Genomic DNA, 26,514 nt, shown 5'->3' with positions numbered 1-26,514 from the left:
GTGAGGTCGTACAGCCCCTCCCGGCCCTGGTGCCGCCCGATGCCCAACTCCCTGACGCACAGCCCGGCCAGACGCCCCTCGACCACCGCGGTCGCCGCGCGCGGGGCGGGCGGCGCGGCCGGGTCCGCCGGGTCGGCGGCCGGACAGTGGTGCAGACCGGCGGCGTTGGGGCGCAGCCCCGCCGAGCCAACTCCCCCTCCGGCGGGCAACCCCATACCGGGCCTGTACGCGGCCGGGGAGGTCGCCGGCTTCGGCGGCGGCGGAGTCCACGGCTAACCGCTCCCTGGAGGGCACCTTCCTCGGCGGGTGTCTCTTCTCGGGGCGGCAGGCGGGGAAGGCGGCGGCAGCCGGTACGTCAATGGTGATCAGGTGGCGGCCCGGCCGGGTCCCGCTCCGTCAACCGCGTCCGGGCTCGGCGTCGAGCGTCGCGAGTCCCGCGCGCAGGAAGGCCATCGCCCGGTCGATCTCGGCCTCCTGGGCGTGGTGGCAGACCTCGCTGACGACGGCCGCCGCCGCTGCCGCCGCCATCCGGGGGCCGACGTCGTCCGGGTCGTCGCCGCGTTCCTCGGCGAGGATACGGGCGCCCTCCTGGATGACCTCGGTGAGGCGGAGGTTGGTGACGGCCCTGAGCTGCGGGTTCAGGTCGAGCATCCGGTCATGGAGGTCTTCGAGGGGGTCGGGGTCGGCGGCCTCGGCGCGCAGCCACCGCTCCAGCGCGTCCACGGTCGTCTGCCCGTCCGGCCGTTCGCGCAACGCGGTCGCCAGCCGGTCCGCGGCGGCGTCGAAGTGGGAGGTCGCCAGTTCCAGCTTCGACGGGAAGTAGAGCGTGACGGTACGCGGGGAGACCTCCGCCGCCGCCGCGATGTCGGCGATCGTCGTCGCCTCGAAGCCGTGGTCGGCGAACAGTTCGTACGCCGCCCGGAGGATCGCTTCTCTGCGCCGCGCCTTGGAACGTTCCCGCAGACCCTCGCTCTTCATGACCGGCACTTTACCAGCGACGGCGATTTTACAGTCAACTGCAAAAATGCCGTACGGTGTAACGAAGGCGGTGTGAAGCGAGCGAGAGGAAGCAAGAACATGGCGTCACGCCTGTACAACTGGGCGCGCTGGGCGGTACGCCGACGCGGCCGGGTCGTCGCGGTCTGGCTGCTGCTGCTCGCCGTCGTCGGCGGCCTCGGGATCACACTGCACGGCAAGGTGACGACCGAGTTCTCGGTGCCGGGGATCGAGTCGCAGCAGGCACAGGACCTGCTCAAGGAGAAGTTCCCGGAGGCGGCGGGCGGCGTCGCGCGGGTCGTCCTCGCGGCGCCCGAGGGCGAGAAGCTCACCGGGCCGAAGACCTCGGCGGCCCTGGAGGCGAGCCTCAAGAAGGCCGCGCAGGTCTCCGGCGTCGTGGACGTCTCCGACCCGCTCGCGTCCCGGACGGTCTCGGCGGACCAGCGGATCGGCTACGCGGACGTCCGCTTCGGACAGCAGGCCAGTGACGTCTCGCAGGAGGCCAAGGACGCCCTCTCGAAGGCGATGGACCAGGCCCGCGACGCCGGTCTGGAGGTCGAGTTCGGCGGCTCCGCGATGGAGCCCAAGACCGAGGTCGGCGGACCCGCCGAGATCGTCGGCGTGGTCGTCGCCTTCGCCGTCCTGGCCCTCGCCCTCGGCTCCCTCGTGGCCGCCGGACTGCCGCTGCTCACCGCCCTCGTCGGCGTCGCGATCGGCGTCCTGGGCGTCGAGTTCGTCAGCCGGTACGTCGAGATGACCTCCACCGCCACCGTGCTCGCCCTGATGATCGGGCTGGCCGTGGGCATCGACTACGCCCTCTTCATCATCTCCCGCCACCGCGAGCAACTCGCCGACCCCGAACAGGACGTGGAGGACTCGATCGCCCGCGCGGTCGCCACCGCCGGAAGCGCGGTCGTCTTCGCCGGGGCGACCGTCATCATCGCGCTCGCCGCGCTCGCGGTCACCGGCATCCCCTTCCTGACCGTGATGGGCCTGGCCGCCGCGGCCACCGTCGCGGTCGCGGTGCTGATCGCCGTCACCCTCGTACCGGCCGCCCTGGGCTTCTTCGGAGAGCGGCTGCGCCCACGCGGCCGAAACAGCCGTACGACCGAACGCGCGCCCGGCGCCTGGGGGTTGGCCTGGGCGCGGGCGGTGACCCGCAAGCCCCTGCTCGTCCTCCTCGCCGGTGTCATCGGGCTGCTCGCGCTGGCCCTCCCGGCCCGCGACCTGCGGCTCGGCCTGCCCAGCAACGCCTCACAGCCGGTCGACAGCACCCAGCACAAGAGCTACGACCTGCTGACGGACGGCTTCGGCCCCGGCTTCAACGCCACCCTGACCGCCGTGGTCGACCTCGACGGCGTCCCCGCCGCCGACCGTACGGCGACCGTGACCGACCTGCGGACCGCCCTCGCGGGCGACCGCGGCGTGGCCGTCGCCGCCGCGCCGGTCGCCAACGCCGACTCCACCCTCGCCGTCCTCGCCGTCATCCCGAAGACCGGCCCCGACGCCCAGGCCACCACCGACCTCGTGCACCGGCTGCGGGCCAACGCGACCAGCGTCGAGAAGGCGGGCGGCACCCTCTACATCGCCGGACAGACCGCCGCGGCGATCGACGTGGCCGGGAAACTGTCCGACGCGCTGCCGCTGTTCATCGCGATCATCGTGATCCTGGCCCTGATCCTGCTCACCATCGCCTTCCGGTCCCTGCTCGTCCCGGTCAAGGCGGCCCTCGGCTTCCTGCTGTCCGTCGCCGCCTCGCTCGGCGCCACGGTCTGGGTCTTCCAGAACGGCCACCTGAACGGCGTCCTCGACATCCCCTCCGCGGGCCCGGTCACCAGCTTCCTTCCGGTGCTGCTCATCGGCGTCCTGTTCGGACTGGCCATGGACTACGAGGTGTTCCTCGTCAGCCGGATGCGCGAGCACTACGAGCACACGGGCGACGCCGCCGAGGCCGTCACCCAGGGGTTCGCCCGCAGCGGGCGGGTCGTCAGCGCCGCCGCGCTCATCATGGTCGCGGTCTTCGGCGGGTTCGTCTTCAACCACGACCCGATCATCAAGTCCATCGGCTTCGCCCTGGCCTTCGGTGTGTTCGTCGACGCGTTCGTGGTCCGCATGACCCTCGTACCGGCGGTCATGGCCCTCCTCGGCCGCCGCGCCTGGGGGTTGCCGGCCTGGCTGGACCGCGTCACCCCGGACGTCGACATCGAGGGGGCGAAGCTGCCCGGGCGGGTGGCCTCCGAGACGGAGCAGCAGGCCGAGCACGAGGTGGCGGCCCGCTGAGACCCGGCCCGGCGAAGGGCCGGGCGCGGGGAGGGGGCACGTGCCAAAGGGGGTCCGTGCGAGGTGGGCCGGGGCAGGGTGGGTCTGCGCGGGGCAGGTTCGCGCCGGGTGGGTCCGGGCGAGGCAGGTTCTTGCGGGCGGCCGTGGCGGCCGGAGCGAGGCCGGCCGAAGGGGCGCTCGCGCACTTCTCGTTGGCGATCTGGCCGGTGGGTGACCGCTACCGGATGCTCCTCGCCCTGCGGAACCTCGGTACGGAGCGGGTCGCGGCCCTCCTCGAACCCGCCCGCGTCGAGGTCACGGTCATCGTGGAGCGGGGGGAGCGGGACGGTGTCTTCCACGCCCATCTGCCGCCCGCCATCCTGAGCGCCGCCCCGGAGGCCATGACCGTAGCCCTGCTGGAAGAGGTTGCGTCGGCCGGTCAGTCGCGTTGCCTGCGGGCACGCAGAGCGGACCAGTGGCGTAGGCGTTCGGTGATCTGGGACTCGTAGCCGTTGCGGGTGGGCTGGTAGTACGTCTCGCGGTCCATGTCGTCGGGGAAGTAGTCGGCGCCGGAGAAGCCGTCGGCCGTGTCCGGGTCGTACTGGTAGTCCTTGCCGTAGCCGAGGTTCTTCATCAGCCGGGTCGGGGCGTTGAGGATGTGGGCGGGTGGCATGAGTGAGCCGGTCTGCCGGGCGGATCGCCGGGCGGCGTTGAGGCCGCGGTAGACGGCGATGGACTTGGGGGCGGTGGCGAGGTAGACGACGGCCTGGGCGATCGCCAACTCGCCCTCGGGGGAGCCGAGCCGCTCGTACACGTCCCAGGCGGCGAGCGCCTGCTGGACGGCGTGCGGGTCGGCCATGCCGATGTCCTCGTTCGCGAAGCGGACCAGGCGGCGGGCCACGAACAGCGGGTCCTCGCCGCCGTCCAGCATGCGGGCGAGCCAGTACAGGGCCGCGTCCGCATCGGAGCCGCGCATCGACTTGTGGAGGGCGGAGATCAGGTTGTAGTGACCCTCCTGCGCCTTGTCGTACAGCGGGGCGCGCTGCTGGATGTGATGGGCGAGCCCGGCGGTGTCCAGGGGGGTCCCGGCGTCCGGGAGGTCCTGGAGCTGTTCGGCCATGTTGAGGAGGTAGCGGCCGTCGCCGTCCGCCATGGCGATCAGGGCGCGGCGGGCGTCGTCGTCCAGGGGCAGGTGGTGGCCGGTGAGCTGTTCGGCGCGGTCGAGGAGCGTGGACAGCGCGGCTTCGTCCAGGCGTTTGAGGACGAGGACCTGGGTGCGGGAGAGGAGGGCGCCGTTGAGTTCGAAGCTCGGGTTCTCCGTGGTGGCGCCGATCAGGGTGACGGTGCCGTCCTCGACGTAGGGCAGGAAACTGTCCTGCTGGGCGCGGTTGAAGCGGTGGATCTCGTCCACGAACAGCAGGGTGCCCTGGCCGATGCCGCGTCGGCTTCGTGCGGCGGCGAACACCTTGCGCAGCTCGGCCACGCCGGAGAAGGTGGCCGACACCGGTTCGAAGGCCAGGTCGCCGGCGTCCGCGAGGAGTCGCGCGATGGTCGTCTTGCCGACTCCGGGCGGGCCCCACAGGACGGCGGAGCTGAGGCGCTGCTGGGCGACCATGCGGCCCAGCGGGGCGTCCGGGGCCAGGAGGTGGTCCTGTCCGACGACGTCTTCCAGCCGGGTGGGGCGCAGGCGGTCGGCGAGGGGCCGGGCGGGCTCCTCGCCGAAGAGCGGCAGGGTCGCTTCGGTCGGTTCCATCGGTCTCTCGGATCGCGGGCGGGCGGGTGCGGGGGCGGAGGGCGGACGTGTGCGGACATGACGAGCCTTGCACGCGGCACTGACAGGCGTCGGCTCAGCCGCTCGCGGGGAAGTTCGCGGTGCTCATCGAGCCCGGGGGCGGTCGCGTCGCGGCAGTCGCTCGACGGCCAGGTCGTAGGAGTCCTCGACCGCGTCGGTGACCAGCCGCTCGGTGATGCCGGGACCTGCCCCGAGGGAGATCCAGTGGCGTTTGTCGAGGTAGCGGCCCGGTGTGATCGAGGCATGGTCGTGCACGTACGCGCGGGCGTGTTCGGGTTCGCACTTGACCGTGATGATCTGTTCGTCCGGGTCGTCGGTGACGATGAGGAACACCTTGCCCGCGACCTTGTACACGTCGAGTCCCGGGGTGAAGGGGTATCCGTGGCTGACGTCGGGGAGGGCGAGAGCCGCCCGGCGGGCGGTGTCCTGGAGCCGGTCGCCGGCCGCGCTCATCGGGTTTCCCGTGTGCCGGTGCCGTAGGTGTGCGGGTCGACGGGCCGCTCGGCCCTGGGCAGGCGGGCGACGACGAGCCGGTAGGAGTCGGTGACGAGCTCCCTGACGAGCTCCTGCTCGACGCCTTCTCCGCTCTCCAGGGTGATCCAGTGCTTCTTGTTCATGTGGTAGCCGGGGGTGATGTGGCTGTACTGCTCCCGCAGGGCGTGCGCCTCGCCGGGCTCCGCCTTGAGGATCACGACGGGACGCCCCGGGACCTCGGTCATCAGCATGAACACCTTGCCGCGCACCTTGAAGACCTCCCAGTCGGGGCCGAAGGGATGCACCAGCTGAGTTCCGGGGAGTTCTTCCGCGCAGTCGGCGGCGGTCTTGTGCAGGGCCAGTCCGTTCATGGGCGGTGGCGCTCCTCAGGGGGTGGTCGTGACGGCACATCCCATCCTTCCCCCGAAGCCGACAAAGAGGACGGTAGGCTGCGGACACGTGATGGTCGACAAGCGACAGCCCGGGCCGAGCGGGCAGGCGGGACCGACTGCGGTTCCGCTGTACGGTTTCCAGCCCCCCGTCGGTACCCCCTACGGCCTTGAGGTGAGTACCGTCGAGGGCTTCTTCGCCCAGCACGACGACTGGCCGTGGAACCCGCCCCGCCCCGCCCGGGCCACCTTCCACTACCTCATCGCGGTCACCGAGGGCGAGCTGCGCCACGACGTCGACCACGTCACCCGGACCGTCACCCCCGGCCAGTGGCTGTGGGTGCGTCCCGGGCACGCGCAGTGCTGGCACCCGCCCGGCACCGCCCGCGGCCCGTTCATCCTGTTCGAACCGGATGTGCTGCGGCCCGACATCGCCCGCCTCCTGGCCCCGCTCACCGCGCACGAGGCCCCGGCCGTACTGAGCCCCCACCCCGACGACACCGCCTGGCTCCACCAGACGGCACTCCAGCTCCTGGACGAACACCGCGCACTGGGACGCCGCCCCCTCGACATCCATCACGCCCTGCGCCGCAGCCTGCTCGAATCGCTGCTGCTGCGCCTGGCCAACTCCCCGGGCATCGCCCCCGCCGTCACGGCCGAGACGGCCGTCACCGCCGGCACGGGCCGCGCCGACAGGTACGGGCGCTTCCTGGACGCCCTGGAACTGCACTTCCGTGAGCTGCATCAAGCCGCGGACTACGCCGAACTGCTCGGCTGCTCGGTCCGCACCCTGAGCCGTGCCGCCCGGGACGCCACCGGCAAGGGGGTGCGTGAACTCATCGACGAGCGGCGCCTCCTCGAAGCCCGGCGCCTGCTGGGAGGTGCCGGGTGGGACGCGCGGGCCGTGGCCGTCCACCTCGGTTTCAGCGACCCCGCGAACTTCGGCCGCTTCTTCCGCGAACGCACTGGCCTCACCCCGGCCGCCTTCGCGGCCGGCGAGGCCACGCCCCAGCCGTGAGCGGAGCACGGCGGCGGCCCGAGCGCCCCTGACCGCGCACGTCCCTCTGCCCTCCAGCCCGGCCCACCGAGTCCGGCCCGTAAGCCGTTTGCCGCACCACTGAGGCCCGACCTCGACGGCGGCTCGCCGGAGCCGCCGCGCCACGCGGTGCCTGCTCGGCCGGCTTCCGGAAGTGTCACCTGCTGACCACCAGGTGACCGCTGCCCGCCAGGCGTTTCGTCGGATCCCGGGCAACGATGGGGAGACGTCACCGCGAGCAACCAGCAACCAGAAGTCAGCAACCAAAGCACTGCGCGAAGCATCCGGACCGCGCTGGAAGGACACGTCATGACTGCCTCCACTCCCAAGGCCCCGACCGCACCCGGGGTGCGGTCCTGGTGGGGGATCCCGTACGCCACGGCCGAGCGGTACCGCCGCCCCGTGGTCGCGGACTTCGATCCAGGCCTCCCCTACGACCGCAAGGGCGTGGTCTCGATCCAGCCCGACAGCGGTGACTGGCTGGAGGCGGACAGCGGGATGGGCGAGGACTGCCTGAACCTGAACGTGTGGGCCCCCGAGCAGCCGGCCGGCAAAGCGCTGCCGGTGACCGTGTACATCCACGGCGGCGGATTCGAGTACGGCGCGAACACGCAGATCACCTCGAACGCCGCCCCTCTCGCCGCGACGGGGCGCGTGGTGGGCGTGTCCCTCAACTACCGGCTCGGCGCCCTGGGCCCGCTCTCGCTCTCGCAGTACGGCGGGAAGCTCGCCGAGGCCAGCAACCTCTTCCTCCAGGACATCATCGCCGCGCTCACCTGGATCCGGCGGAACATCGCCCACTTCGGCGGAGACCCCGACAACGTCACCGTCTACGGCCACAGCGGCGGCGCCTACTCCACCTTCGGGCTGCTCGGCGCCTCCTCCGCCGACGGCCTGTACCGGAGGCTGGCCGGGTTCTCCGGCGGGCCCGCCCGCTCCGTCCCGGCCTGGTGGGCCGAGGAGCTCGCGCACCGGTTCGTCACCGAACTCGGCGTCGCGGACAACCCGGAGAAGCTGCTCGACCTCGACCCGCTCTCCCTGCGGGACGCCCTGCGCAAGGTCCTCCCGACGGACCTCGGAGTCCGCGGCGGGGTGGACAACAAGGCCACCGGTGTCGTCCTGGACATCGGGCAGCCCGGCGCGGTGGTGCACGCCCACCCCATGGACGTCCTCGCCTCGGGCGCGCACCGGGATGTCGACATCCTGCTGAGCATGGCCAGTGACGACATGGGCTGGTGGGTGGCGAACGACCTGGACCGGTTCGACCCGGGCACCGTCGACCGCGTTGTCGACGAGGTCGCGGGGTGGCGTATCTCCCGCTCCCGTGCGCAGAAGATCGTCGACGCCTACGACCGGGACGGCCGTACCCCGGCCGAGGTCCGTGCCGCGGTCATGGCGGACTACCTCTTCGCGATCCCCGCCGCCCGCGGCGCCCTGGCCCACGCCGCCGCCGGCGGCAACGCCCACCTCCTGGTGATCGGCCCCGCCGAGGGCGCGCCCGCCGTGCACGGCACCGAGATGTACGCCCTGGTCGGCCAGGAACAGCCGGGCCGCAGCGCCGAGCAGGCCGAGCGTGACGCGCGGATCCGCGACATCGTCCTCGACTTCGCCACCGGCGAGCACACCTGCCTGTGGCCCGCCGTCACGGACAAGCCCACCTCGGAAACCGTCGGCAATTCTCCCTTCGAGGGCACCGCCCACTACCAGGCCGCCCTCGACCTGTGGGAAGGCATCGACCGCCCCTGACGGGAACAGCACACCAAGGGGGCGAACAGAGTGAGGAACTCGGCATGAGCCAACCGACAGCAGCAACCGGCGGTGACGCCGCACCGGCGACGATGAGGGCCGTCGTCGTCACCCGGCCCGGCGGCCTGGACGCACTGGAGATCAAGGACGTCCCGGTGCCGGTCCGCAAACCCGGCTGGGTGCGGATCACGGTGAAGGCGTTCGGCGTCAACGAGTCCGAAGTCACCACCCGCAAAGGCGAGTCGGACTCCGAGGTCACCTACCCGCGGGTGCCCGGCATCGAGGGCGTCGGGATCGTCGATGACGCCGACGAGGACAGCGGGCTGCGGCCGGGCCAGCAGGTGGCCACCATGATGGGCGGCATGGGCCGCTCGTACGACGGCGCGTACGCCCAGTACGTCACCGTCCCCGCCGGGCAGGTCATCCCCTTCGAGACCACCCTGCCGTGGGACGTGGTCGGTGCGCTGCCGGAGATGTTCCAGACCGCCTACGGATCCCTGACCCGCGGCCTGGACCTCAAAGCCGGGCAGACGCTGCTCATCCGCGGTGGCACCTCCACCGTCGGGCTGAGCGCGGCGGCGATCGCGAAGGACCTCGGCGCCACCGTCATCTCCACCACCCGCAGCCTGGACCGGTCCGGGGAACTACGGGCGGCGGGCGTCGATCACCCCCTCGTCGACAACGGCACCCTCGCCGACCAGGTACGCGAGCTGTTCCCGGACGGCGTCGACGCCGCCCTGGAACTGGTGGGCTGCTCGGCCCTCCCCGACACCCTGCGCACCGTCCGCCGGCACGGCACGGTCTGCTTCACCGGAGCCCTCGCGGGCCAGTGGACGATCCCCGACTTCAGCCCGTTCATGATCCCGGGCGGAGTACGCCTGACCTCCTACGACGGTCAGGCCGCCGACCTCCCGGCCGACGTCCTGGCCCACCAGCTCCAGGCCATCGCCGAAGGACGCCTCAATGTCCCGGTCGCCAAGGCGTACCACGGCCTGGAACAGGTCCGGGACGCCCAGGCCGACCTCGAATCCGGCACCACGCCGGGCAAGCACGTCGTCGTCCTGAACGACTGAGAACTGACCGCGGGACGCGACAAGGCCTGGAAGCCGCCGACCCGGTCGTGGGCCTTCACCGCCGTACCGTGTCACGGTGGATCGGTGTGTGCGAACCGCTCAGCGGCAGACCCGTTCCACCCTGCCGAGCCGCGACGATCTCGGCGGCGATGGACAGGGCGGTCTCCTCGGGGGTGCGGGCGCCGAGGTCGAGGCCGATGGGTGAGTGGAGGCGTGCCAGTTCGGCTTCGGTGAGGCCGGTCTCGCGAAGTCTGCGGTCGCGGTCCTCGTGGGTGCGGCGGGACCCCATCGCGCCCGGTGCCGTGGTAGCCGAGGAACTTGCCGACGCGTACCAGCGCTGTGGCGAAGTCGATGGCGCCGAACACGAGCATGCGCGGCCGCGGTACGCGCTGGAGGTTTCGGCGATCACCTGTCGGTGGTCGCGGCACCGGCCGCGACGTCGGTGGTACAGGGAGCGTGAACTCGCAGTGCGGGTGTCAGGATCCGGCGCGATAGCGGGTGAGCATGAGGGCGACGGCTTCGTCCACGACCGTGCTGTCGACGGGGTCGACGGGCGGGACGAAGTCGGTCCGTACGAGTTGGGGCCACAGGAGCTGACCGCAGATCATGCCGAGGAACTGTTCGGCCACCGCGGATGCCGGCTGTACCTGTCCGTCGGTCGAAGGGAAGGCGAGGGTGCCGGCCTCCTCCTCGGCCTCCAGGTAGTTGCGGAGCCGGTCGAAGAACGGTCCGCGATCGATGGCGAAGCCGGTGCCGACGATCTCGGCGAGTTCCGGCATCTGCGGAAGTTCGGTGATGACGAGGCGGCACAGCGCCGCCGTACCGGGCCGCGAGACCAGGCAGGCGTAGTCGCGGCCGATGTGGGTCAGGCCGTATCCGGGATCGCCGGGCGGGGGCGGTTCGACGTACTGCACATCCAGCTGCCACTGCTCGGAGGTGACGGCTGCGAACAACGCAGCCTTGGAGGGGTAGCGCTTGAACAGGGTGCCGGTGGAGACATGGGCCTCCCTGGCGATCTGGGCCAGAGAGGTCTTGTCGTATCCCCGGGCGAGGAAGAGGTCACGGGCGGCGCGGATGATGCGGGCGCGGTTCTCCGCCTTGATCTGCGCGTGATACCCGGCCTGGCACGCGTCGTCACCGGTTGCCGCTCGGTCACGGTCCACCGCCGTCATGGCCACGCCCCTCTTCCCGTCTCTCGGCCGCACCCTCACCTGTCAGAAGATGGTCTGGCCGCCGTCCAGGATAAGGTCCTGGCCGACCGTGAAGGCGGAGGCATCGGAAGCCAGGTACACGACGGCCTCCGTGATCTCCTCGGGCTTGCCCATACGACCCAGCGGGATGCCGGAGCTGATCGCCTCCAGAACCGCCGCCTGCTGCTCGGGGTCCTCGATGCCCAGCTTGCGGTACAGCGGGGTGTCCACCGGGCCGGGGCTGATCGCGTTGAACCGGATGCCGTGCGAGGTGAGCAGGTCCGCGTTCCACGACCGCATCAGGGAGCCGACGGCCGCCTTGGTCGCGGCGTAGGCGTTCGAGTGCGCGTAGCCGCCGTGCGCGCTGTTGGACGCGTTGAGAATGACCGAGGACGGGTTGGTGAGCAGGGGCACCAGGGCCTGGGTGAGGAAGAAGACGCTCTTGACGTTGATGTCGAAGAGCCGGTCGTAGCTGTCCTCCGTGTGGTCCTCGAAGGGCCGCCAGTCCGAGACGCCGGCGTTCAGGAACGCCACGTCCAGCCCGCCGAAATGCTGACGCACCCGCTCCGCCAGGTCACGCTGCGCATCGAGATCGCGCGCATCGGCCTGCACCACCGGCACCTCGTCCCCGAGGATCTGCCGCGCCTTCTCGATGCTGGCCGGGGTGACCCCCGTGACCAGCACCTGAGCCCCTTCCGCGACGAATCGCTTCGCGGTCTCCAGACCGATCCCGCTCGTGCCGCCGGTGATGAGGGCGCGCTTGCCCGCAAGACGATTCATGTGCCTGTTCCTTGCCGAGAGGTGAGGTAAGTCGATGGACTCACCTCTGGAAACGTAACCCACCCGCCACCCGAGAGGCAAGTCGATCCACTTACCTTTCTTGGCGGCTGATCAACGCGTGACTGGGCTGCATCGGATCGGACGCCATGACAATGGACGTCGTTGTGCGTGTGAGGGCGCGCCCTGGCAGGGATCCGGGAGGTGTGACCCCTCCGTTGGCCTCTACCTGGGTGCCGAGACCTGGTCCTCGGGCGAGCTGACAGCCGCGGCACCGGGCTCGACTGTGTCCTGCCCTGAGCTGAGCCCGTTCAGCAGGAGGTCGCCGAGCTCGGAGAAGGCGTCGCCGGCGGTCAGGCCGGTCCTCTCCAGGAGGACTCCCGACTGGACCGCGTCGATGGTGACTGCCACGACCTGGGCGGCGAAGTGCCCGTTGAGCGCGCGGAAAACGCCGGCCTGGACGCCCTCCTCGATCAGCTCGTGGACTCGGTGCGCCGCGGCGGCGGAGTTCTTGCGGTAGATCTGTGCGGTCGGTTCGTAGCCGACCATGTCGTCGTAGAAGGCGTGGGAGTGCCGGCGCATGGCCGTGCCGACGCCGGTGAGGTACACGCGGATGCGCTGCCGGGGGTTGGGCTCGGCCTGGACGGCCTGTTCGATCTGGGCTGTCGCATCCCGGAAGAAGGCGCGGGTGACCGCAAGCACCAGCTGTTCCTTGGTGGAGGCGAGGCTGTACAGCGTCGCCTTGGAGCACTCGAGCCGTTGGGCCAGCTCGTCCATGGTCACCGCGGTGAAGCCCTCGGCCAGGATGATCGCCTCGGCCTGGCGCAGCAGTTCCTCCCGCCGACCAGTGTCGACGACCCGTCTGCGGGCCGTTCGGCGCGGGCGTCGGTCACGCGAGTCAGTTTGGGCCGTCACCGCAGCAGTCTCCCATGAGGATCTCCGCCCGAAGCGGCGAGTGGTCATCCGGGCCGGAAGATCGGCCCTTGCTCATGGGTACCAGCGTACCTCTTAACGTACCCATGGGGAGTTCCCCGTGAGCGACGCTCGGACAAGGGGGCGTCGTCAGGCGCCGATCCGAAGCAGGGTGCGGCCGAGGCCCCTTCGCTGGTCCAGGTGCTTCAGCGCGGCCGACGCCTGTTCCAGGGGGAAGACGGACGAGATCGGCGGGTCCAGCCGGCCCGACCGCAGCAAGGGCCACAGTTCGCGCCAATAGGCACGAGCGGCGCCCGGATCCTGCCGCCAGTACTCGTCCATCCCCACTCCGAGCACGGAGGTGTTGGTCAGCAGCAGACGATTCACCTTGACCGTGGGAATGCCCCGGCCCGCGAAGCCCAGGACGAGGAGCCGCCCTCCTCCGTGCCGCAGCGCGCGAAGCGAGTCCGGGAAGCGATCCCCGCCGACCGGGTCGACCACGAGGTCGACGCCCCGGCCGTCGGTGAGGGCCTTGACCTCCTCAAGGAAGCCGCCGACACCTACGACCTCATGTGCCCCTACGGACCTGGCCAGATCGGCCTTCTCCTTGGTGGATACGACCGCGATGACGCGCGCGCCGTGTGCCGCGGCCAGCTGGCAGGCCGCGCTCCCCACTCCGCCCGCGGCTCCGTGGACGAGGACGACCTCGCCGGGGCGGAGAGCACCCCGGTGGGCGAGCGCGAAATGCGCGGTCAGGTAGTTCAGCGGCAGGGCCGCACCACGGCGGGTGTCGATGTTGTCCGGGAGAGGAAAGACCATCGATGCGTCGACAGCGGCCGTCTGGGCGAAGCCACCGGTGACCGGCAGGGCTGCCACGCGGTCACCGGCACGGAATCCGGCAGCGTCCGTGCGGACCGTTCCGGACAACTCCCAGCCGGGGACGAACGGCAGTTCGGGACGTGTCTGGTACTCCCCGCGAGTCTGTAGGACGTCCGGGAAGACCACGCCGGCCCATTCGACGTCGATGAGGACCTGACCCTCTTGGGCCTCCGGCTCCGGAAGCTCTCCTATGACCAGGGCATCAGGACCCTCGAACGCGGTGACGAGCGCACCCTGCATCAGTACCTCCAAGTCCCAGGGACCATCGACCGACGGTCAGCGGATGGAGGATCCGATGGAGATGCCGCCGTCCACGTCGAGGACGATGCCGGTGATGTAGCCGGCGGCTTCGCTGGCGAGGAAGGCCGCGGCTTCCGCGATGTCCTCGGGCTTGCCGGTGTGGCGCATCGGGACCTTGTTCGTGAGCTTCTCCCGTGCCGGGCCGTTCATGGAGGCGAGCATCGGAGTCTCGATGAGGCCGGGGGCGATGGCGTTGGCGGTGATGCCGTGGCGGGCGCCTTCGAGTGCGAGGGTGCGGGTCATGCCGACGATGCCGGCCTTGGCGGCCACGTAGTTGGTCTGGCCGAAGTTCCCGCGCCAGGACATGGAGGAGAAGCTGACGATACGTCCGTAGCCCTGGCGTTTCATGGGGCCGAAGGCGGCGCGGGCGCAGTGGAAGCCGCCGGTGAGGCTGACGCCGATGACCGCGTGCCAGTCGTCGTCGGTGATGTCCTCGACGCGGTTGTCGCGGATGATGCCGGCGTTGTTGACGAGCACGTCGAGGCGGCCGAGATCGGCGGTGACGCCGGTGATCCAGTCGTTGACCTGGGCGGAGTCGGTCACGTCCACGACGTCGGTGCGGAGAGTGGCGTCATGGGCGTCGGTGATGGTCCCGGCGGCTTCGGTGAGGGCCTGTTCGTTGACGTCGGCCAGCGCGACGGTGGCGCCCTCGGCGGCGAACCGGGTCGCCATGGCGAGGCCGAGACCTTGTGCGGCGCCGGTGATGGCGACGACGCGTCCTGGGTAGCGGTTCACGGAGTGTCTGCTTTCGTGGTTCGGGGGGCGAGGAAGTCCCGTAGGGCGTCGGCCACCGAGCTGGCCTGCCAGTTGTCGGCGAAGGTGGCCAGTTCCTCGCGCAGGGCAGGCTCGGGGGCGATGCCGTCGATGCGGTGCAGCAGCGTCTTGAGACGTTGCTGGGCGGGGCTGTGGCGGTCGGCCAGTTGACGGCAGACGCGGGTGGCGGTGGCGTCGAGGTCGGTCTCGGGCACGATCGCCCGGATCCAGCCGGTGTGCTCGAACTCGGTGGCGGGCAGCAGTTCGCCGGTGAGCAGGAGCCAGCGGGACAGTCCGCGTCCGACCGCGCCGGGGAGGCGGACGCTTGACCCGCCGGCCGGTACCAGCCGCCGCTGTAGGTGGCCGTCGCCGATGAGGGTGGTGTCGGCGGCGACGACGACATCGCAGGCCAGCGCGAGTTCGAGGCCGCCGGCGACGGCGTGGCCGTGCAGGACGGCGACCCAGGGTTTCGGGCTGGCCGCGATACGGCTGAAGCAGGCGGACACGTCGGCCAGGAAGTCGACCGGGTTCTGACCGCGCTCGTGCAGCTTCAGGAACTGGTGGAAGTCCCCGCCGGCGCAGAAGCTCGGCCCGTTGCCCGCCACGGCGATGACCGCGGTGCCGGGGTCGGCCTCGGCGCTGGTGATCTGCTTGTCCAGGGCCTCGACGAGGGTGATGTCGAGGGCGTTGCGCCGCTCGGGTCGGTTGAGCCGCAGCCACCTGACGGGGCCGCGTTGCTCGACGAGGAGGGGGTCGGTGTCGGTCACTGTGTCTCTCGGGTGGCGAGTTCGGTGCGTCGGCGGCTGCGCAGCAGGTAGCGCTGGGTCTTGCCGCTGGGGGTCTTGGGCAGGGTGTCGATGAAGTGGATCGTGCGCGGGTAGGCGTGGGCGGCGTAGCGGGTCTTGACCAACTGCTGGAGTTCGGCGGCCAGTTCCGGTGAGGCTTCGTTGCCGTCGCGCAGGACGACGTACGCCTCGATGACCTCGCCGCGGACGGCGTCGGGTGCGCCGATGACGCTGCACTCGGCGACCGCGGGGTGCTGGGCGAGGACGCTCTCGATCTCGAACGGCCCGATCCGGTAGCCGGCCATGATGATGACGTCGTCGTCGCGGGAGGAGAAGAAGAAGTCGCCGTCGGCGTCGAGGCGCCCGGCGTCGCCGGTGAGGTAATAGCGGCCGCCGGCGGTGAACTTGGCGTCGCTCTGGCCTGGGATCTGGTAGTCGCGGAAGGTCATCAGCGGGCTCGCTGCGACGTCGATCGCGACCCGGCCGAGCACGTCTGGTCCGGCGGGCTCGTCCTTGTCGTTGGCCAGGACGGTGAGGCTCCAGCCGGGCAGCGGTCGGCCCATCGATCCGGGCTTGAGAGGGCGGGCGAGGTCGCGATGGTGGGGGTTGGCCAGGGGCATGCCGACCTCGGTCTGGCCGAAGTGGTCGTGCACGGCCAGGCCCAGCGCGGCGCCGGCCCACTCGTTGACCTCAGGAGTCAGGGGCTCGCCCGCGCTGGACGCCCGTTGCAGCCGCAGCCCTTGCGGTACCGGCGCCGTCGAGGAGCGCAGCCCCCGGTAGACGGTGGGGGCGGCGGTGAAGTCGGTGACCTGGTGGTCGACGAGGGTGCGCCAGGTCGTCTCGGCCGAGAACCCGCCGGACAGCAGGAGGCTGGGGATGCCGGCGGCCATCGGGGCGACGATGGCCGCGTACAGCCCGTAGGCCCAGCCGGGGTCGGCCGCGCACCAGTAGCTACTGTCCCGGGTGACACCCAGGCCGTACTCCAGGTAGACCTGCCATCCGGCGATGTAGGAGACGGGGTGGATGACGCCCTTGGGCTTGCCGGTGGTGCCGGAGGTGAACATGTGCACCAGCGGCCCGTCCCCGGTGGTGGTGACGGCGGGCACCGGTTCCGGCGACGCGGCCGCGACGAGGTCGGCCAGCGACACGTCACCGCCCGACGTGCCGGTTCCGGTGACCACGACACGGCGCTGAGGATCGTCCGGCATGTCCGGGCCCGGGTCGAGTTTGTGACGCTGGTCCGGGTCGACGACCACCACGTGCGCACCCGAGCCTTCCAGGCGCAGGGCGATGGCCTGCGGCGCGAACGCGGTGAACAGCGGGACGTGGACCGCACCCAGCCGCCAGATCGCCAGGACGACGGTGACCAGATCGGTGCCCTTGCCCATCAGGGTCGCCACTCGGTCACCCGAACCGACACCGAGCCCTTGCAGCGCCTGGGCGTAGCGGTGCGAGTCCGCGGCGAGCTCGCCGTAGGTGAGCGTGGAAGCTCCACCAGTGCCGTCGACAACAGTGAATGCCACACGGTCGGCGGGGTGTCGGTCGCACAGCAGCCAGGCCACGTCGAGGGAGGGACCCGCGAACGTCGCGGTCAGTTCGGCGACCCGGTCGGCGGCGCTCATCGCTGGTCCTTGCGGTCGATGATCGGCAGGACCAGACGGCTGGGGTGGTTCGGTCCGTGGTGGATGTGGTTGACCGCGGGAATCATCTGCTCCTCGGTCTCCCGGGCGATGACGCCGCCGGTGTTGGTGTTGCGGTCGTAGCGGGGGAAGTTGCTGCTGGAGACGTCCACGCGGATGCGGTGACCGGGCAGGAACACGTTGGACGTGGCGGTCATGTCGATGGTGATCTCGTAGACCGTGCCGGGGTCCATGAGTTCTTCCGTGGCGAGACCGCCCCGGTAGCGGGCGCGCAGGATCCCGTCGCACAGGTTGATGGCCTTGCCGTCGGGGAAGACGTCGACGAGCTTGGCGGTGAAGTCGGTGTCCACCGCCGACGAGGACACGAACAGGGTCAGGCTGACCGGACCGGTGACCTCGACAGCCTCCTCCAGCACCGGGCTGGCGAAACACAGGACGTCCTCGCGGGCGGCGACGGTCCGCTGGTCGACCGGGCCGCAGAGTTCCAGCGTCACCGGCATGGACGCCCCGCCGGCCGTGGGGACCGGGCGGCGTGGGTCGTAGAGGTAGGTGTCGTGCTCGACGCTGGTCGGCGGCTCGGTCGTCAACGCGCCGTCGCCGTCCGCTGTGTTGGCGTGGCCGGCGCTGGTGAGGTGGTAGTCGGTCCACCGCGTGTCGGGCAGCGGCCACTCCTGCTCGTCGCGCCACTGGTCGATGCCCATCACGAAGATCTTCACGGGTGCCACGTCGTCCAGAGCACTGGTGTCGCCCCGCAGCCAGCGGTCGAAGAACTTCACATGCAGGCCGGTCATGCCCATCATCTGCGCACTGGCCAGCGGGCCGAAGGAGCGGTCGGGATAGACGCCGGTCGAGGAGGCGTGGTCCCACGGGCCGATGATCAGCCGCTGGCCGTCACGTGCCTGCGCACTGCCTGCCTGCTGGCGGGCGGTGGTGTAGGTGCGCACGGTCTGCCCGATGTACAGGTCGTACCAGCCGCCGATGTTGAGCGCCGGGGCGGTGACGTTCTTGAGCTCGGGCGTGAGCTCCATGGCGTCCCAGTACTCGTCGTGGGCGGGGTGGGCCATCCAGTCGTCCCACCACTTCCCGTACGCCGCCAGGACCGGGACCTCGGCCGTCGGCAGCACCTCGTTGAGGGCCTCGGCGGACAGCAGCGCCTGGCCGAGCTGTTGCAGCTGGTCCACGGAGCCCTCGCCGGCCGCCAGGGACCGCTGGGCGTCGGCCGCGTACATCATGGCGTTCCACAGCGTGACCAGGCTCAGTGAGAGCGCGCCGCCCGGGCCGTACCAGGGCGCCTCGTAGTTGTCGATCGAGGTGAAGGCCGGCGCGATCGCCTTGAGGCCGGGGGCGCCGGTCACGGCGGTTTCCCACTGAACCATGCCGAGGTAGGACGGCCCGTACATGCCCACCGTGCCGTCCGACCACGGCTGGTCAGTGATCCAGGCGACGGTGTCCTCGCCGTCGGCCCGGTCGGCCATATGCGGAACGAACTCGCCTTCCGAGCGGTGGGTGCCCCGGCAGTCCTGCACCACCAGCGCGTAACCGGCCTCCAGCAAAGCCAGGAGGTCGGGCATGACCCCGCCCGCGGTGGCGAGGCCCGCGTCCTTGCCGTACGGCAGGCGCACGAGCAGCGTCGGAGCCTGCCCCTCCGCCGGATGCCACACGTTGGCCGCCAGGGCCACACGGTCACGCATCGGAATCCGGACGTCTATGTCGTAAACGTGCTGCATCGGCGCTCCTCGTTGAGCTGGCGGCGTTGCCCCGTCATCTTTGGGTACGTTAAGAGGTACGTTCGTACCCTGTCAATTACCAAAGAAGGGGCAGGGCGCAGAAACGCCGCCGCACCCCTTCCTGACCTGCATCAGTGCAGGTCAAGCGGGGTGCGACGGCGCTTCTTGGGAGGTTTGTCAGATGTCCCGGAAGATCTCGATCTGCGCTCCGATGGTGTTGAGGCGCTCGGCGAGGTCCTCGTAACCGCGGTTGATGACGTAGACGTTGCGCAGCACCGACGTGCCCTCCGCCGCCATCATCGCCAGCAGGACGACCACCGCGGGGCGCAGCGCCGGCGGGCACATCATCTCGGCGGCGCGCCAGCGGGTCGGGCCCTCGACCAGTACCCGGTGCGGGTCGAGGAGTTGGAGCCGGCCGCCGAGGCGGTTGAGGTCCGTGAGGTAGATCGCGCGGTTGTCGTAGACCCAGTCGTGGATCAGCGTCTGGCCCTGCGCGGAGGCCGCGATGGCCGCGAAGAACGGGACGTTGTCGATGTTGAGGCCCGGGAACGGCATCGGGTGGATCTTGTCGATCGGGGCTTCGAGCTTGCTCGGGCGGACGGTGAGGTCCACCAGGCGGGTGCGGCCGTTGTCGGCGAAGTACTCCGGCGTGCGGTCGTGGTCGAGGCCCATCTCCTCCAGGACCGCCAGCTCGATCTCCAGGAACTCGATGGGCACCCGGCGGACCGTCAGCTCCGACTCCGTGACCACCGCGGCGGCCAGCAGGCTCATCGCCTCGACCGGGTCCTCGGAGGGGGAGTAGTCGACGTCGACGTCGATGGTCGGCACCCCGTGCACGGTGAGGGTCGTGGTGCCGATGCCCTCCACCTTGACGCCGAGCGCCTCCAGGAAGAAACAGAGGTCCTGGACCATGTAGTTGGAGGACGCGTTGCGGATGAGGGTCACGCCGTCGTGCCGGGCGGCGGCCAGGAGCGCGTTCTCGGTCACCGTGTCGCCGCGCTCGGTCAGGACGATCGGGCGGTCGGGGGAGATCGAGCGGTCCACCCGTGCGTGGTAGAGGCCCTCGGTCGCCGCGATGTCCAGGCCGAACCGGCGCAGCGCGATCATGTGCGGCTCGATGGTCCTCGTACCGAGGTCGCAGCCGCCGGCGTACGGCAGTTTGAAGCCGTCCATGCGGTGCAGCAGCGGGCCGAGGAACATGATGATCGAGCGGGTGCGGCGGGCCGCGTCCGCGTCGATCGCGTCCATGTCCAGCGCGGCCGGCGGCACGATCTCCAGGTCGACGCCCTCGTTGATCCAGCGGGTGCGTACGCCGATGGAGTTGAGCACCTCCAGAAGGCGGTAGACCTCCTCGATGCGGGCGACCCGGCGCAGCACCGTGCGCCCCTTGTTGAGCAGTGAGGCGCACAGCAGGGCCACGCACGCGTTCTTGCTGGTCTTGACGTCGATGGCGCCGGAGAGCCGGCGCCCGCCGACGACTCGCAGATGCATCGGGCCCGCGTAGCCCAGAGAGACGATCTCGCTCTCCAGGGCTTCACCGATTCGAGCGATCATCTCAAGGCTGATGTTCTGGTTGCCCCGCTCGATGCGGTTCACGGCGCTCTGGCTGGTGCCGAGAGCCTCCGCGAGTTGCGACTGTGTCCAGCCACGGTGTTGCCGGGCGTCACGGATGAGCTTGCCGATGCGTACGAGGTAATCGTCTGCCATGGGGTTGAGGCTATCTCAGATATGAGATGGCGCATTCCGTGGGGGCCGTTCGGGTGACGGACCTGATGGTGCGTCAATGCCGCCTGGCATTACGGGTGCGGCGCCAGCCGAAGGGTCCGGGCAAATCCACCGATGTCGTACGACGTCCGGTGCTGCTGTGGGTGTGCTTCGGTCCGTGGCTGCCGCCACCGGTGGTGATGGACCAGGAGCGCCGGTTGATGTTCAGCCGTACGCCGGGAAGGATCCGGAAACTCTTGCGGAACGTGAGGGGCATCTTGCCTCCCGTCGGAGTCGCGGAACGTACCTGTCGGTTACCCCGACTTGGCGTACTGATGGCCGACGCGACGCACGCTTCGTGGATGACCGGCGCCGAGGGGGCTCGGCCGCTTCCCGCGCCGATGGTCCCGTTCCGTCTGATAATCGCCGGGTGACCCTGGCCGTGTGGGACGTCACAAACGGAGGCGGGGCATGACCATCCAGCCCCCGTGTACTAGAGTTATCTCGACATCGAGATATCTGCCCAGGCGCACCGCAGCCGCCCGTATTGCCTCTTCGGCAGTAAGGGTTACCTAACTTAGCCTTACCTTAGCGGATTGGCCAAGATGGCGTGGCGGCAGGATCGCGGTGAGTACGCGCACATCAATGAAGGAGACTGTCGTGTCGGCGAACAGCTTCGACGCCCGTGCCACGCTGAACGTGGGCGACGCGTCGTACGAGATCTTCCGGCTGGACAAGGTGGAAGGCTCGGCTCGCCTTCCGTACAGCCTGAAGGTGCTGCTGGAGAACCTCCTGCGCACCGAGGACGGCGCGAACATCACCGCCGACCACATCCGTGCCCTCGGCAACTGGGACTCCCAGGCCCAGCCGTCCCAGGAGATCCAGTTCACGCCCGCCCGCGTGATCATGCAGGACTTCACCGGCGTGCCCTGTGTCGTCGACCTCGCCACCATGCGTGAGGCCGTCAAGGCCCTCGGCGGCGACCCGGCCAAGGTCAACCCGCTCTCCCCGGCCGAGATGGTCATCGACCACTCCGTCATCGCCGACAAGTTCGGCACCAACGACGCCTTCAAGCAGAACGTCGACCTGGAGTACGGCCGCAACAAGGAGCGCTACCAGTTCCTGCGCTGGGGCCAGACCGCCTTCGACGACTTCAAGGTCGTCCCCCCGGGCACCGGCATCGTCCACCAGGTCAACATCGAGCACCTGGCCCGCACCGTCATGACCCGCAACGGGCAGGCGTACCCCGACACCCTCGTCGGCACCGACTCGCACACCACCATGGTCAACGGCCTCGGTGTGCTTGGCTGGGGCGTCGGCGGCATCGAGGCCGAGGCCGCGATGCTCGGCCAGCCGGTCTCGATGCTCATCCCGCGCGTCGTCGGCTTCAAGCTGACCGGTGAGCTGACCCCGGGCACCACCGCCACGGACCTCGTCCTCACCATCACCGAGATGCTGCGCAAGCACGGCGTCGTCGGCAAGTTCGTCGAGTTCTACGGCGAGGGCGTCGCCGCCACCTCGCTGGCCAACCGCGCCACCATCGGCAACATGTCGCCGGAGTTCGGTTCCACCGCCGCGATCTTCCCGATCGACGACGAGACCCTGAACTACCTGCGCCTGACCGGCCGTGACGCCCAGCAGGTCGCGCTCGTCGAGGCGTACGCCAAGGAGCAGGGCCTCTGGCTGGACCCGGCCGCCGAGCCCGACTTCTCCGAGAAGCTGGAGCTGGACCTCTCCACGGTCGTCCCGTCCATCGCCGGCCCGAAGCGTCCGCAGGACCGGATCGTTCTCGCCAACGCCGCCGAGCAGTTCAAGCAGGACGTCCGCAACTACGTGGACACCGCCGACGAGGCGGGCAAGGAGTCCTTCCCGGCCTCCGACGCCCCGGCCACCACCAACGGCGTCCCGTCCAACCCGGTCACCGTCCAGGCCCCCGACGGCTCGACCTACGAGATCGACCACGGTGCGGTGACGGTCGCGGCCATCACCTCCTGCACCAACACCTCGAACCCGTACGTCATGGTCGCCGCCGCGCTCGTCGCGAAGAAGGCCGTGGAGAAGGGCCTCACCCGCAAGCCGTGGGTCAAGACCACCCTCGCCCCGGGTTCGAAGGTCGTCACCGACTACTTCGACAAGGCCGGTCTGACCCCGTACCTGGACAAGGTCGGCTTCAACCTCGTCGGCTACGGCTGCACCACCTGCATCGGCAACTCCGGCCCGCTGCCGGAGGAGGTCTCCAAGGCCGTCAACGACCATGACCTGGCCGTGACCTCGGTCCTCTCGGGCAACCGCAACTTCGAGGGCCGGATCAACCCCGACGTCAAGATGAACTACCTGGCCTCCCCGCCGCTGGTCGTCGCGTACGCCCTCGCGGGCTCCATGAAGGTGGACATCACCAAGGACGCCCTCGGCGTCGACCAGGACGGCAAGCCGGTCTACCTGGCCGACATCTGGCCGTCCGAGGCCGAGGTCAACGACGTCGTCGCCAACGCCATCGGCGAGGACATGTTCTCCAAGTCCTACCAGGACGTCTTCGCGGGCGACGCCCAGTGGCAGGCCCTGTCGATCCCGACCGGCGACACCTTCGAGTGGGACGCCGAGTCGACGTACGTCCGCAAGCCCCCGTACTTCGACGGCATGAAGATGGAGACCACCCCGGTCTCCGACATCACGGGCGCCCGCGTCCTGGCCAAGCTCGGCGACTCGGTCACCACCGACCACATCTCGCCCGCCGGCGCCATCAAGGCCGACACCCCGGCCGGCAAGTACCTCACCGAGCACGGTGTGGAGCGTCGTGACTTCAACTCCTACGGCTCCCGCCGAGGCAACCACGAGGTCATGATCCGCGGTACGTTCGCCAACATCCGCCTGCGCAACCAGATCGCGCCGGGCACCGAGGGCGGCTACACCCGCGACTTCACCCAGGCCGACGCCCCGGTGTCATTCATCTACGACGCCTCGCAGAACTACCAGGCCGCCGGCACCCCGCTGGTCATCCTGGGCGGCAAGGAGTACGGCTCCGGCTCGTCCCGCGACTGGGCCGCCAAGGGCACCGCGCTCCTCGGCGTCAAGGCCGTCATCACCGAGTCGTACGAGCGCATCCACCGCTCGAACCTCATCGGCATGGGCGTCCTCCCGTTGCAGTTCCCGGCCGGCCAGTCCGCCGACACGCTCGGCCTGACCGGCGAGGAGACCTTCTCCATCACCGGCGTGACCGAGCTGAACGACGGCACCACCCCGAGCACGGTCAAGGTCACCACCGACACGGGCGTCGAGTTCGACGCGGTCGTCCGCATCGACACCCCCGGTGAGGCCGACTACTACCGCAACGGCGGCATCATGCAGTACGTGCTGCGCAGCCTGATCCGCGGCTAGTCCCCAGGGGCTTGTGAGGGCCGTGTTCCCGGTGACGGGGGCATGGCCCTTCCCCGTACCCGAAGCGTCTCCGCCCGCGGAAATCCCAGGTCATCACGCATCCTCAGGTGGAACACAGGATTCCCTCAGCGGACCGGGACACGATCGGGACATGACTGGCAGTGCTCGCTACCGAAACGGCCGCGTCCGCGTGCTCATCGTCGACGACGAGCCCGCGCTCACCGACGTGCTCTCCGTGGCCGTCGAGGAGGCGGGCTGGCGGGCCTATCCGGCGCTGGACGGCCAGAGCGCGCTGAAGGTCGCCCGCGGCTGCGCCCCGCACGCCGTCGTCCTCGACGGGATGCTGCCCGACCTCGACGGCCTCCAGGTCCTGCGGCGCCTGCGGTACGAGAACCCGAAGCTGCCCGTCCTCATGCTCACCGCGCGCGACGCCCTGGAACACCGGCTCGACGGACTCGGCGCCGGCGCCGACGACTACGTCACCAAGCCCTTCTCCCTGGAGGAGGTCGTGCTGCGGCTGCGCGGGCTGCTGCGCCGGGCGGGAGCCGAACACGCGCGGTCCGACGAATCCGTACGCGTCCTCGGCGACCTGGTCCTCACCGAGGAGACCCGCGAGGTGCACCGCGCGGGCCACCTCATCCAGCTCACCGCCAAGGAGTTCGACCTGCTCAGCCTGATGATGGACCACCCGCGCCAGGTACTGAGCAAGGCACAGATCGTCGACCACGTCTGGAGCACCTCCTTCGACGGCGGCGGCAATCTCGTCGAGGTCTACATCTCCAGCCTGCGCCGCAAGATCGACCGCGGCCGGGCGCCGATGATCCACACCGTGCGCGGTCTCGGCTATGCCATCCGGCCGGTGGAGGACGGGAGATGACCGCCCGACGGCGACTGCGCTCGATGCGCTCGCGCCTGCTCCTGTTCATCTCTCTCGCCCTGGTCGCCGTCTGCGCGGCCATGGCACTCACCACCGTGTTCGTCCAACGTGCCTATCTGTACGGCAACTTGGACGACCACGTCGAGAACTCCGTCGCGCGCTGTCTGGGCGGTGCCGCGTTGCAGCCCCAACTCCAGGCCGACCTCGGCTTCCTGCACGAACAGGGCCACCCGACCGGCATGATCGCCGCCAGGCTCGACGACGACGGCGACATCCTCAGCGCCGCGGTCGTGGCCCGCGCGTACACGACCCAGCAGCTCACCGCCGACCAGCGCGCCGCCCTCGCGGGCATCGAGGCCGACGGATCGATGCACACCCGGACCCTCCCCGGGCTCGGCACGTACCGGATCACCGCGGTCGACAAGGACGGCGTACGGGTCCTCGTAGGCATCCCGATGGACGACGTGCAGCGGATGATCCGCGGCATGCTCATCGCCGAGGTGGCCATCGCGGGCGTCGGGCTCACCGCCGCCGGCTGTGTGTGCGCGGTCGTCATCCGACGCCAGCTGCGACCCCTCGGCCGGGTCGCCGGCACCGCCGTCGAGGTCTCCCGCGCCCCGCTCGGCAGTGGCGAGGTGGGCGGGCTGACCCGTGTCCCCGAACGCGACACCGACCCCGACAGCGAGGCCGGTCAGGTCGGCGCGGCGCTGAACCGCATGATCGACCACGTGGAGTCGTCGCTCACGGAACGCCAGCGCACGGAGGAACGGATGCGCCGCTTCCTGTCCGACGCCAGCCATGAACTCCGCACCCCGCTCGCCTCGATCGCGGGCTACGCGGAACTCATGAACCGCGGCACCGACCGCATCGAACCGGGCACGGCCTGGCGCCGTGTCTCGGCCGAGTCGGCGCGCATGACCGGCCTCGTCGAGGACCTGCTCCTGCTGGCCCGGCTCGACGAGGGCCGCCCGCTGCACTCCACCGAGGTCGATGTCGCCGCGCTGGTCGCCGAGGCGGTGTGGGACGCGCGGGCCGCCGGGGACAGCCATGACTGGCAGCTCGAACTCCGCCTCGACGCGGCCCCGTTGGTCATCGGCGACGAGGCCCGCCTGCACCAGGTGGTGGCCAACCTGCTGGCCAACGCGCGCGTGCACACGCCCCCGGGCACGAGGGTCGTCGCGGTCGTGGAGACGAGGGCCGCCCACTGCCTGGTACGCATCCACGACAACGGCCCCGGCATCCCGCCCGCCCTCCTCCCGACGGTCTTCGAACGCTTCACCCGCGCCGACGCCTCCCGCACCCGCGTGGACCCCAGATCCGGAGGCTCGGGCCTGGGCCTCGCCATCGTCGCGGCGATCACAACAGCGCACGCCGGCCGCATCGACGTGGAGAGCATGCCGGGACGAACAGAGTTCACGGTACGACTGCCCCTGACACAGGAAGCCCCGACACCGACACCGACACCGACACCGGCGACGCGCTCGGGGGAGGGGGCACGGGCGGGGCAGGTGGTGTGAGGGAGCGGGCGCTGGTGGTGGCGCGGGGGCGGGGAGGGGAGGGGGACGGGGAACTCCGGGGTGACGGCGCCGGGGGGGCCTCGGCGGGTCGGGGTTGGGTGGTGGGCTTGATGGGTGGGGGCAGTCTGGCGGGTTGGGTGGTCGGCTTGGGGGCGGGGCGGGGAGTCGGCCTCGACGGGTTGGGTGGTCGGCTCGGTGGGTCGGGGAGTGGGCTTGGTGCGGCTGGTCGGCTTCGGAGGGCCAGGGGGTTGGCTTGGCAGGGAGGGGAGTTGGCCTCGGTGGGGCGGGAGGGCTGCGTGGCGTGGGGAGCCCC

The 26,514-nt window shown here is 70.4% G+C and carries 21 protein-coding genes and 3 pseudogenes; 9 read left to right on the top strand and 15 right to left on the bottom strand.

Annotated features, from left to right (window positions below; translation table 11 throughout):
* Nucleotides 1–204: 204 nt before the first annotated feature.
* Nucleotides 205–349, top strand: a pseudogene (locus OG866_RS10700) (FAD-binding protein); the annotation flags it as partial.
* A gap of 47 nt (nucleotides 350–396) precedes the next feature.
* On the opposite strand, the gene OG866_RS10695 reads toward OG866_RS10700, so the two are convergent.
* The gene (locus tag OG866_RS10695; RefSeq protein WP_329333678.1) at nucleotides 397–978 is read right to left on the bottom strand and encodes a TetR/AcrR family transcriptional regulator; all 582 of its coding nucleotides are present in this window, start codon (nucleotides 976–978) and stop codon (nucleotides 397–399) included.
* Between the two features lie 99 nt (nucleotides 979–1,077).
* On the opposite strand from OG866_RS10695, the gene OG866_RS10690 reads away from it, so the two are divergent.
* Nucleotides 1,078–3,276: an MMPL family transporter gene (locus tag OG866_RS10690; RefSeq protein WP_329333676.1), complete on the top strand. Its 2,199-nt coding sequence runs from the start codon at nucleotides 1,078–1,080 to the stop codon at nucleotides 3,274–3,276.
* A gap of 131 nt (nucleotides 3,277–3,407) precedes the next feature.
* Nucleotides 3,408–3,683: pseudogene (locus tag OG866_RS10685) on the top strand (TetR/AcrR family transcriptional regulator); the annotation flags it as partial.
* A gap of 11 nt (nucleotides 3,684–3,694) precedes the next feature.
* Here the strand turns inward: OG866_RS10685 and OG866_RS10680 are convergent.
* From OG866_RS10680 to OG866_RS10670, 3 genes are all read right to left on the bottom strand, one after another.
* Entirely contained in the window at nucleotides 3,695–5,008 is a 1,314-nt protein-coding gene (locus OG866_RS10680) for a replication-associated recombination protein A (protein ID WP_329333675.1), read from the bottom strand.
* A gap of 123 nt (nucleotides 5,009–5,131) precedes the next feature.
* Nucleotides 5,132–5,500, bottom strand: coding sequence for an MmcQ/YjbR family DNA-binding protein (locus OG866_RS10675; protein WP_329333673.1), 369 nt, complete (start codon nucleotides 5,498–5,500; stop codon nucleotides 5,132–5,134).
* On the bottom strand, nucleotides 5,497–5,892 hold the full coding sequence (locus tag OG866_RS10670) for an MmcQ/YjbR family DNA-binding protein (protein WP_329333671.1): 396 nt from the start codon (nucleotides 5,890–5,892) through the stop codon (nucleotides 5,497–5,499). The genes OG866_RS10675 and OG866_RS10670 overlap by 4 nt, the downstream gene beginning before the upstream one ends.
* A 193-nt stretch (nucleotides 5,893–6,085) precedes the next feature.
* Between OG866_RS10670 and OG866_RS10665 the strand changes: the two genes are divergently transcribed.
* The 3 genes from OG866_RS10665 (at nucleotide 6,086) to OG866_RS10655 (ending at nucleotide 9,765) form a co-directional block, all read left to right on the top strand.
* Nucleotides 6,086–6,928 (top strand): helix-turn-helix domain-containing protein, encoded by an 843-nt coding sequence (locus OG866_RS10665; protein WP_329333670.1) that lies wholly within the window; start codon nucleotides 6,086–6,088, stop codon nucleotides 6,926–6,928.
* A 312-nt stretch (nucleotides 6,929–7,240) separates the two neighbouring features.
* Nucleotides 7,241–8,692, top strand: coding sequence for a carboxylesterase family protein (locus OG866_RS10660; protein ID WP_329344030.1), 1,452 nt, complete (start codon nucleotides 7,241–7,243; stop codon nucleotides 8,690–8,692).
* 44 nt (nucleotides 8,693–8,736) lie between these two features.
* On the top strand, nucleotides 8,737–9,765 hold the full coding sequence (locus OG866_RS10655) for an alcohol dehydrogenase catalytic domain-containing protein (RefSeq protein ID WP_329333668.1): 1,029 nt from the start codon (nucleotides 8,737–8,739) through the stop codon (nucleotides 9,763–9,765).
* 55 nt (nucleotides 9,766–9,820) lie between these two features.
* On the opposite strand, the pseudogene OG866_RS10650 reads toward OG866_RS10655, so the two are convergent.
* The 11 genes and pseudogenes from OG866_RS10650 to OG866_RS10600 all read right to left on the bottom strand — a co-directional run.
* Nucleotides 9,821–10,151, bottom strand: a pseudogene (locus OG866_RS10650) (XdhC family protein); the annotation flags it as partial.
* Between the two features lie 90 nt (nucleotides 10,152–10,241).
* Nucleotides 10,242–10,937: a TetR/AcrR family transcriptional regulator gene (locus tag OG866_RS10645; RefSeq protein ID WP_329333666.1), complete on the bottom strand. Its 696-nt coding sequence runs from the start codon at nucleotides 10,935–10,937 to the stop codon at nucleotides 10,242–10,244.
* A 42-nt stretch (nucleotides 10,938–10,979) separates the two neighbouring features.
* Nucleotides 10,980–11,735 carry an SDR family oxidoreductase gene (locus tag OG866_RS10640; protein WP_329333665.1) on the bottom strand — a complete coding sequence of 252 codons (756 nt, stop codon included), beginning with the start codon at nucleotides 11,733–11,735 and terminating at the stop codon, nucleotides 10,980–10,982.
* 222 nt (nucleotides 11,736–11,957) lie between these two features.
* Nucleotides 11,958–12,647 carry a TetR/AcrR family transcriptional regulator gene (locus OG866_RS10635; RefSeq protein WP_329333663.1) on the bottom strand — a complete coding sequence of 230 codons (690 nt, stop codon included), beginning with the start codon at nucleotides 12,645–12,647 and terminating at the stop codon, nucleotides 11,958–11,960.
* 147 nt (nucleotides 12,648–12,794) lie between these two features.
* Nucleotides 12,795–13,763 carry an NADPH:quinone oxidoreductase family protein gene (locus OG866_RS10630; protein WP_329333662.1) on the bottom strand — a complete coding sequence of 323 codons (969 nt, stop codon included), beginning with the start codon at nucleotides 13,761–13,763 and terminating at the stop codon, nucleotides 12,795–12,797.
* Between the two features lie 36 nt (nucleotides 13,764–13,799).
* Nucleotides 13,800–14,558, bottom strand: coding sequence for an SDR family oxidoreductase (locus OG866_RS10625; protein WP_329333661.1), 759 nt, complete (start codon nucleotides 14,556–14,558; stop codon nucleotides 13,800–13,802).
* A complete protein-coding gene (locus OG866_RS10620) occupies nucleotides 14,555–15,343 on the bottom strand; it encodes an enoyl-CoA hydratase/isomerase family protein (protein WP_329333660.1) in 789 nt (262 codons plus the stop codon). Before OG866_RS10620 ends, OG866_RS10625 begins: the two co-directional genes overlap by 4 nt.
* The gene (locus OG866_RS10615; protein ID WP_329333658.1) at nucleotides 15,340–16,983 is read right to left on the bottom strand and encodes an AMP-binding protein; all 1,644 of its coding nucleotides are present in this window, start codon (nucleotides 16,981–16,983) and stop codon (nucleotides 15,340–15,342) included. Before OG866_RS10615 ends, OG866_RS10620 begins: the two co-directional genes overlap by 4 nt.
* Nucleotides 16,980–18,728: a CocE/NonD family hydrolase gene (locus tag OG866_RS10610; protein WP_329333656.1), complete on the bottom strand. Its 1,749-nt coding sequence runs from the start codon at nucleotides 18,726–18,728 to the stop codon at nucleotides 16,980–16,982. The genes OG866_RS10615 and OG866_RS10610 overlap by 4 nt, the downstream gene beginning before the upstream one ends.
* Before the next feature lie 177 nt (nucleotides 18,729–18,905).
* Nucleotides 18,906–20,435, bottom strand: a complete 1,530-nt coding sequence (locus OG866_RS10605) for a helix-turn-helix domain-containing protein (RefSeq protein WP_329333653.1) — start codon at nucleotides 20,433–20,435, stop codon at nucleotides 18,906–18,908.
* Nucleotides 20,436–20,508: 73 nt separating this feature from the next.
* A complete protein-coding gene (locus tag OG866_RS10600; protein WP_329333652.1) occupies nucleotides 20,509–20,709 on the bottom strand; it encodes a DUF4236 domain-containing protein in 201 nt (66 codons plus the stop codon).
* A gap of 368 nt (nucleotides 20,710–21,077) precedes the next feature.
* Between OG866_RS10600 and acnA the strand changes: the two genes are divergently transcribed.
* From acnA to OG866_RS10585, 3 genes are all read left to right on the top strand, one after another.
* Nucleotides 21,078–23,807, top strand: a complete 2,730-nt coding sequence (gene acnA / locus OG866_RS10595) for an aconitate hydratase AcnA (RefSeq protein ID WP_329333650.1) — start codon at nucleotides 21,078–21,080, stop codon at nucleotides 23,805–23,807.
* Between the two features lie 151 nt (nucleotides 23,808–23,958).
* Nucleotides 23,959–24,684, top strand: a complete 726-nt coding sequence (locus OG866_RS10590) for a response regulator transcription factor (protein WP_329333648.1) — start codon at nucleotides 23,959–23,961, stop codon at nucleotides 24,682–24,684.
* Nucleotides 24,681–26,201 (top strand): sensor histidine kinase, encoded by a 1,521-nt coding sequence (locus tag OG866_RS10585; RefSeq protein WP_329333646.1) that lies wholly within the window; start codon nucleotides 24,681–24,683, stop codon nucleotides 26,199–26,201. Before OG866_RS10590 ends, OG866_RS10585 begins: the two co-directional genes overlap by 4 nt.
* The last annotated feature ends 313 nt before the right edge of the window (nucleotides 26,202–26,514 follow it).

Origin of the sequence: Streptomyces sp. NBC_00663, assembly GCF_036226885.1 — a bacterium.
Classification (GTDB): domain Bacteria; phylum Actinomycetota; class Actinomycetes; order Streptomycetales; family Streptomycetaceae; genus Streptomyces.
This window is presented reverse-complemented; position numbering and strand designations above follow the sequence as displayed.

What these genes read in the sequence shown, in the direction of transcription:
- OG866_RS10695 (WP_329333678.1), bottom strand. Translation starts at nt 978, where the DNA reads ATGAAGAGCGAGGGTCTGCGGGAACGTTCCAAGGCGCGGCGCAGAGAA.
- OG866_RS10690 (WP_329333676.1), top strand. Translation starts at nt 1,078, where the DNA reads ATGGCGTCACGCCTGTACAACTGGGCGCGCTGGGCGGTACGCCGACGC.
- OG866_RS10680 (WP_329333675.1), bottom strand. Translation starts at nt 5,008, where the DNA reads ATGGAACCGACCGAAGCGACCCTGCCGCTCTTCGGCGAGGAGCCCGCC.
- OG866_RS10675 (WP_329333673.1), bottom strand. Translation starts at nt 5,500, where the DNA reads ATGAGCGCGGCCGGCGACCGGCTCCAGGACACCGCCCGCCGGGCGGCT.
- OG866_RS10670 (WP_329333671.1), bottom strand. Translation starts at nt 5,892, where the DNA reads ATGAACGGACTGGCCCTGCACAAGACCGCCGCCGACTGCGCGGAAGAA.
- OG866_RS10655 (WP_329333668.1), top strand. Translation starts at nt 8,737, where the DNA reads ATGAGCCAACCGACAGCAGCAACCGGCGGTGACGCCGCACCGGCGACG.
- OG866_RS10645 (WP_329333666.1), bottom strand. Translation starts at nt 10,937, where the DNA reads ATGACGGCGGTGGACCGTGACCGAGCGGCAACCGGTGACGACGCGTGC.
- OG866_RS10640 (WP_329333665.1), bottom strand. Translation starts at nt 11,735, where the DNA reads ATGAATCGTCTTGCGGGCAAGCGCGCCCTCATCACCGGCGGCACGAGC.
- OG866_RS10630 (WP_329333662.1), bottom strand. Translation starts at nt 13,763, where the DNA reads ATGCAGGGTGCGCTCGTCACCGCGTTCGAGGGTCCTGATGCCCTGGTC.
- OG866_RS10615 (WP_329333658.1), bottom strand. Translation starts at nt 16,983, where the DNA reads ATGAGCGCCGCCGACCGGGTCGCCGAACTGACCGCGACGTTCGCGGGT.
- OG866_RS10610 (WP_329333656.1), bottom strand. Translation starts at nt 18,728, where the DNA reads ATGCAGCACGTTTACGACATAGACGTCCGGATTCCGATGCGTGACCGT.
- OG866_RS10605 (WP_329333653.1), bottom strand. Translation starts at nt 20,435, where the DNA reads ATGGCAGACGATTACCTCGTACGCATCGGCAAGCTCATCCGTGACGCC.
- OG866_RS10600 (WP_329333652.1), bottom strand. Translation starts at nt 20,709, where the DNA reads ATGCCCCTCACGTTCCGCAAGAGTTTCCGGATCCTTCCCGGCGTACGG.
- acnA (WP_329333650.1), top strand. Translation starts at nt 21,078, where the DNA reads ATGAAGGAGACTGTCGTGTCGGCGAACAGCTTCGACGCCCGTGCCACG.
- OG866_RS10590 (WP_329333648.1), top strand. Translation starts at nt 23,959, where the DNA reads ATGACTGGCAGTGCTCGCTACCGAAACGGCCGCGTCCGCGTGCTCATC.
- OG866_RS10585 (WP_329333646.1), top strand. Translation starts at nt 24,681, where the DNA reads ATGACCGCCCGACGGCGACTGCGCTCGATGCGCTCGCGCCTGCTCCTG.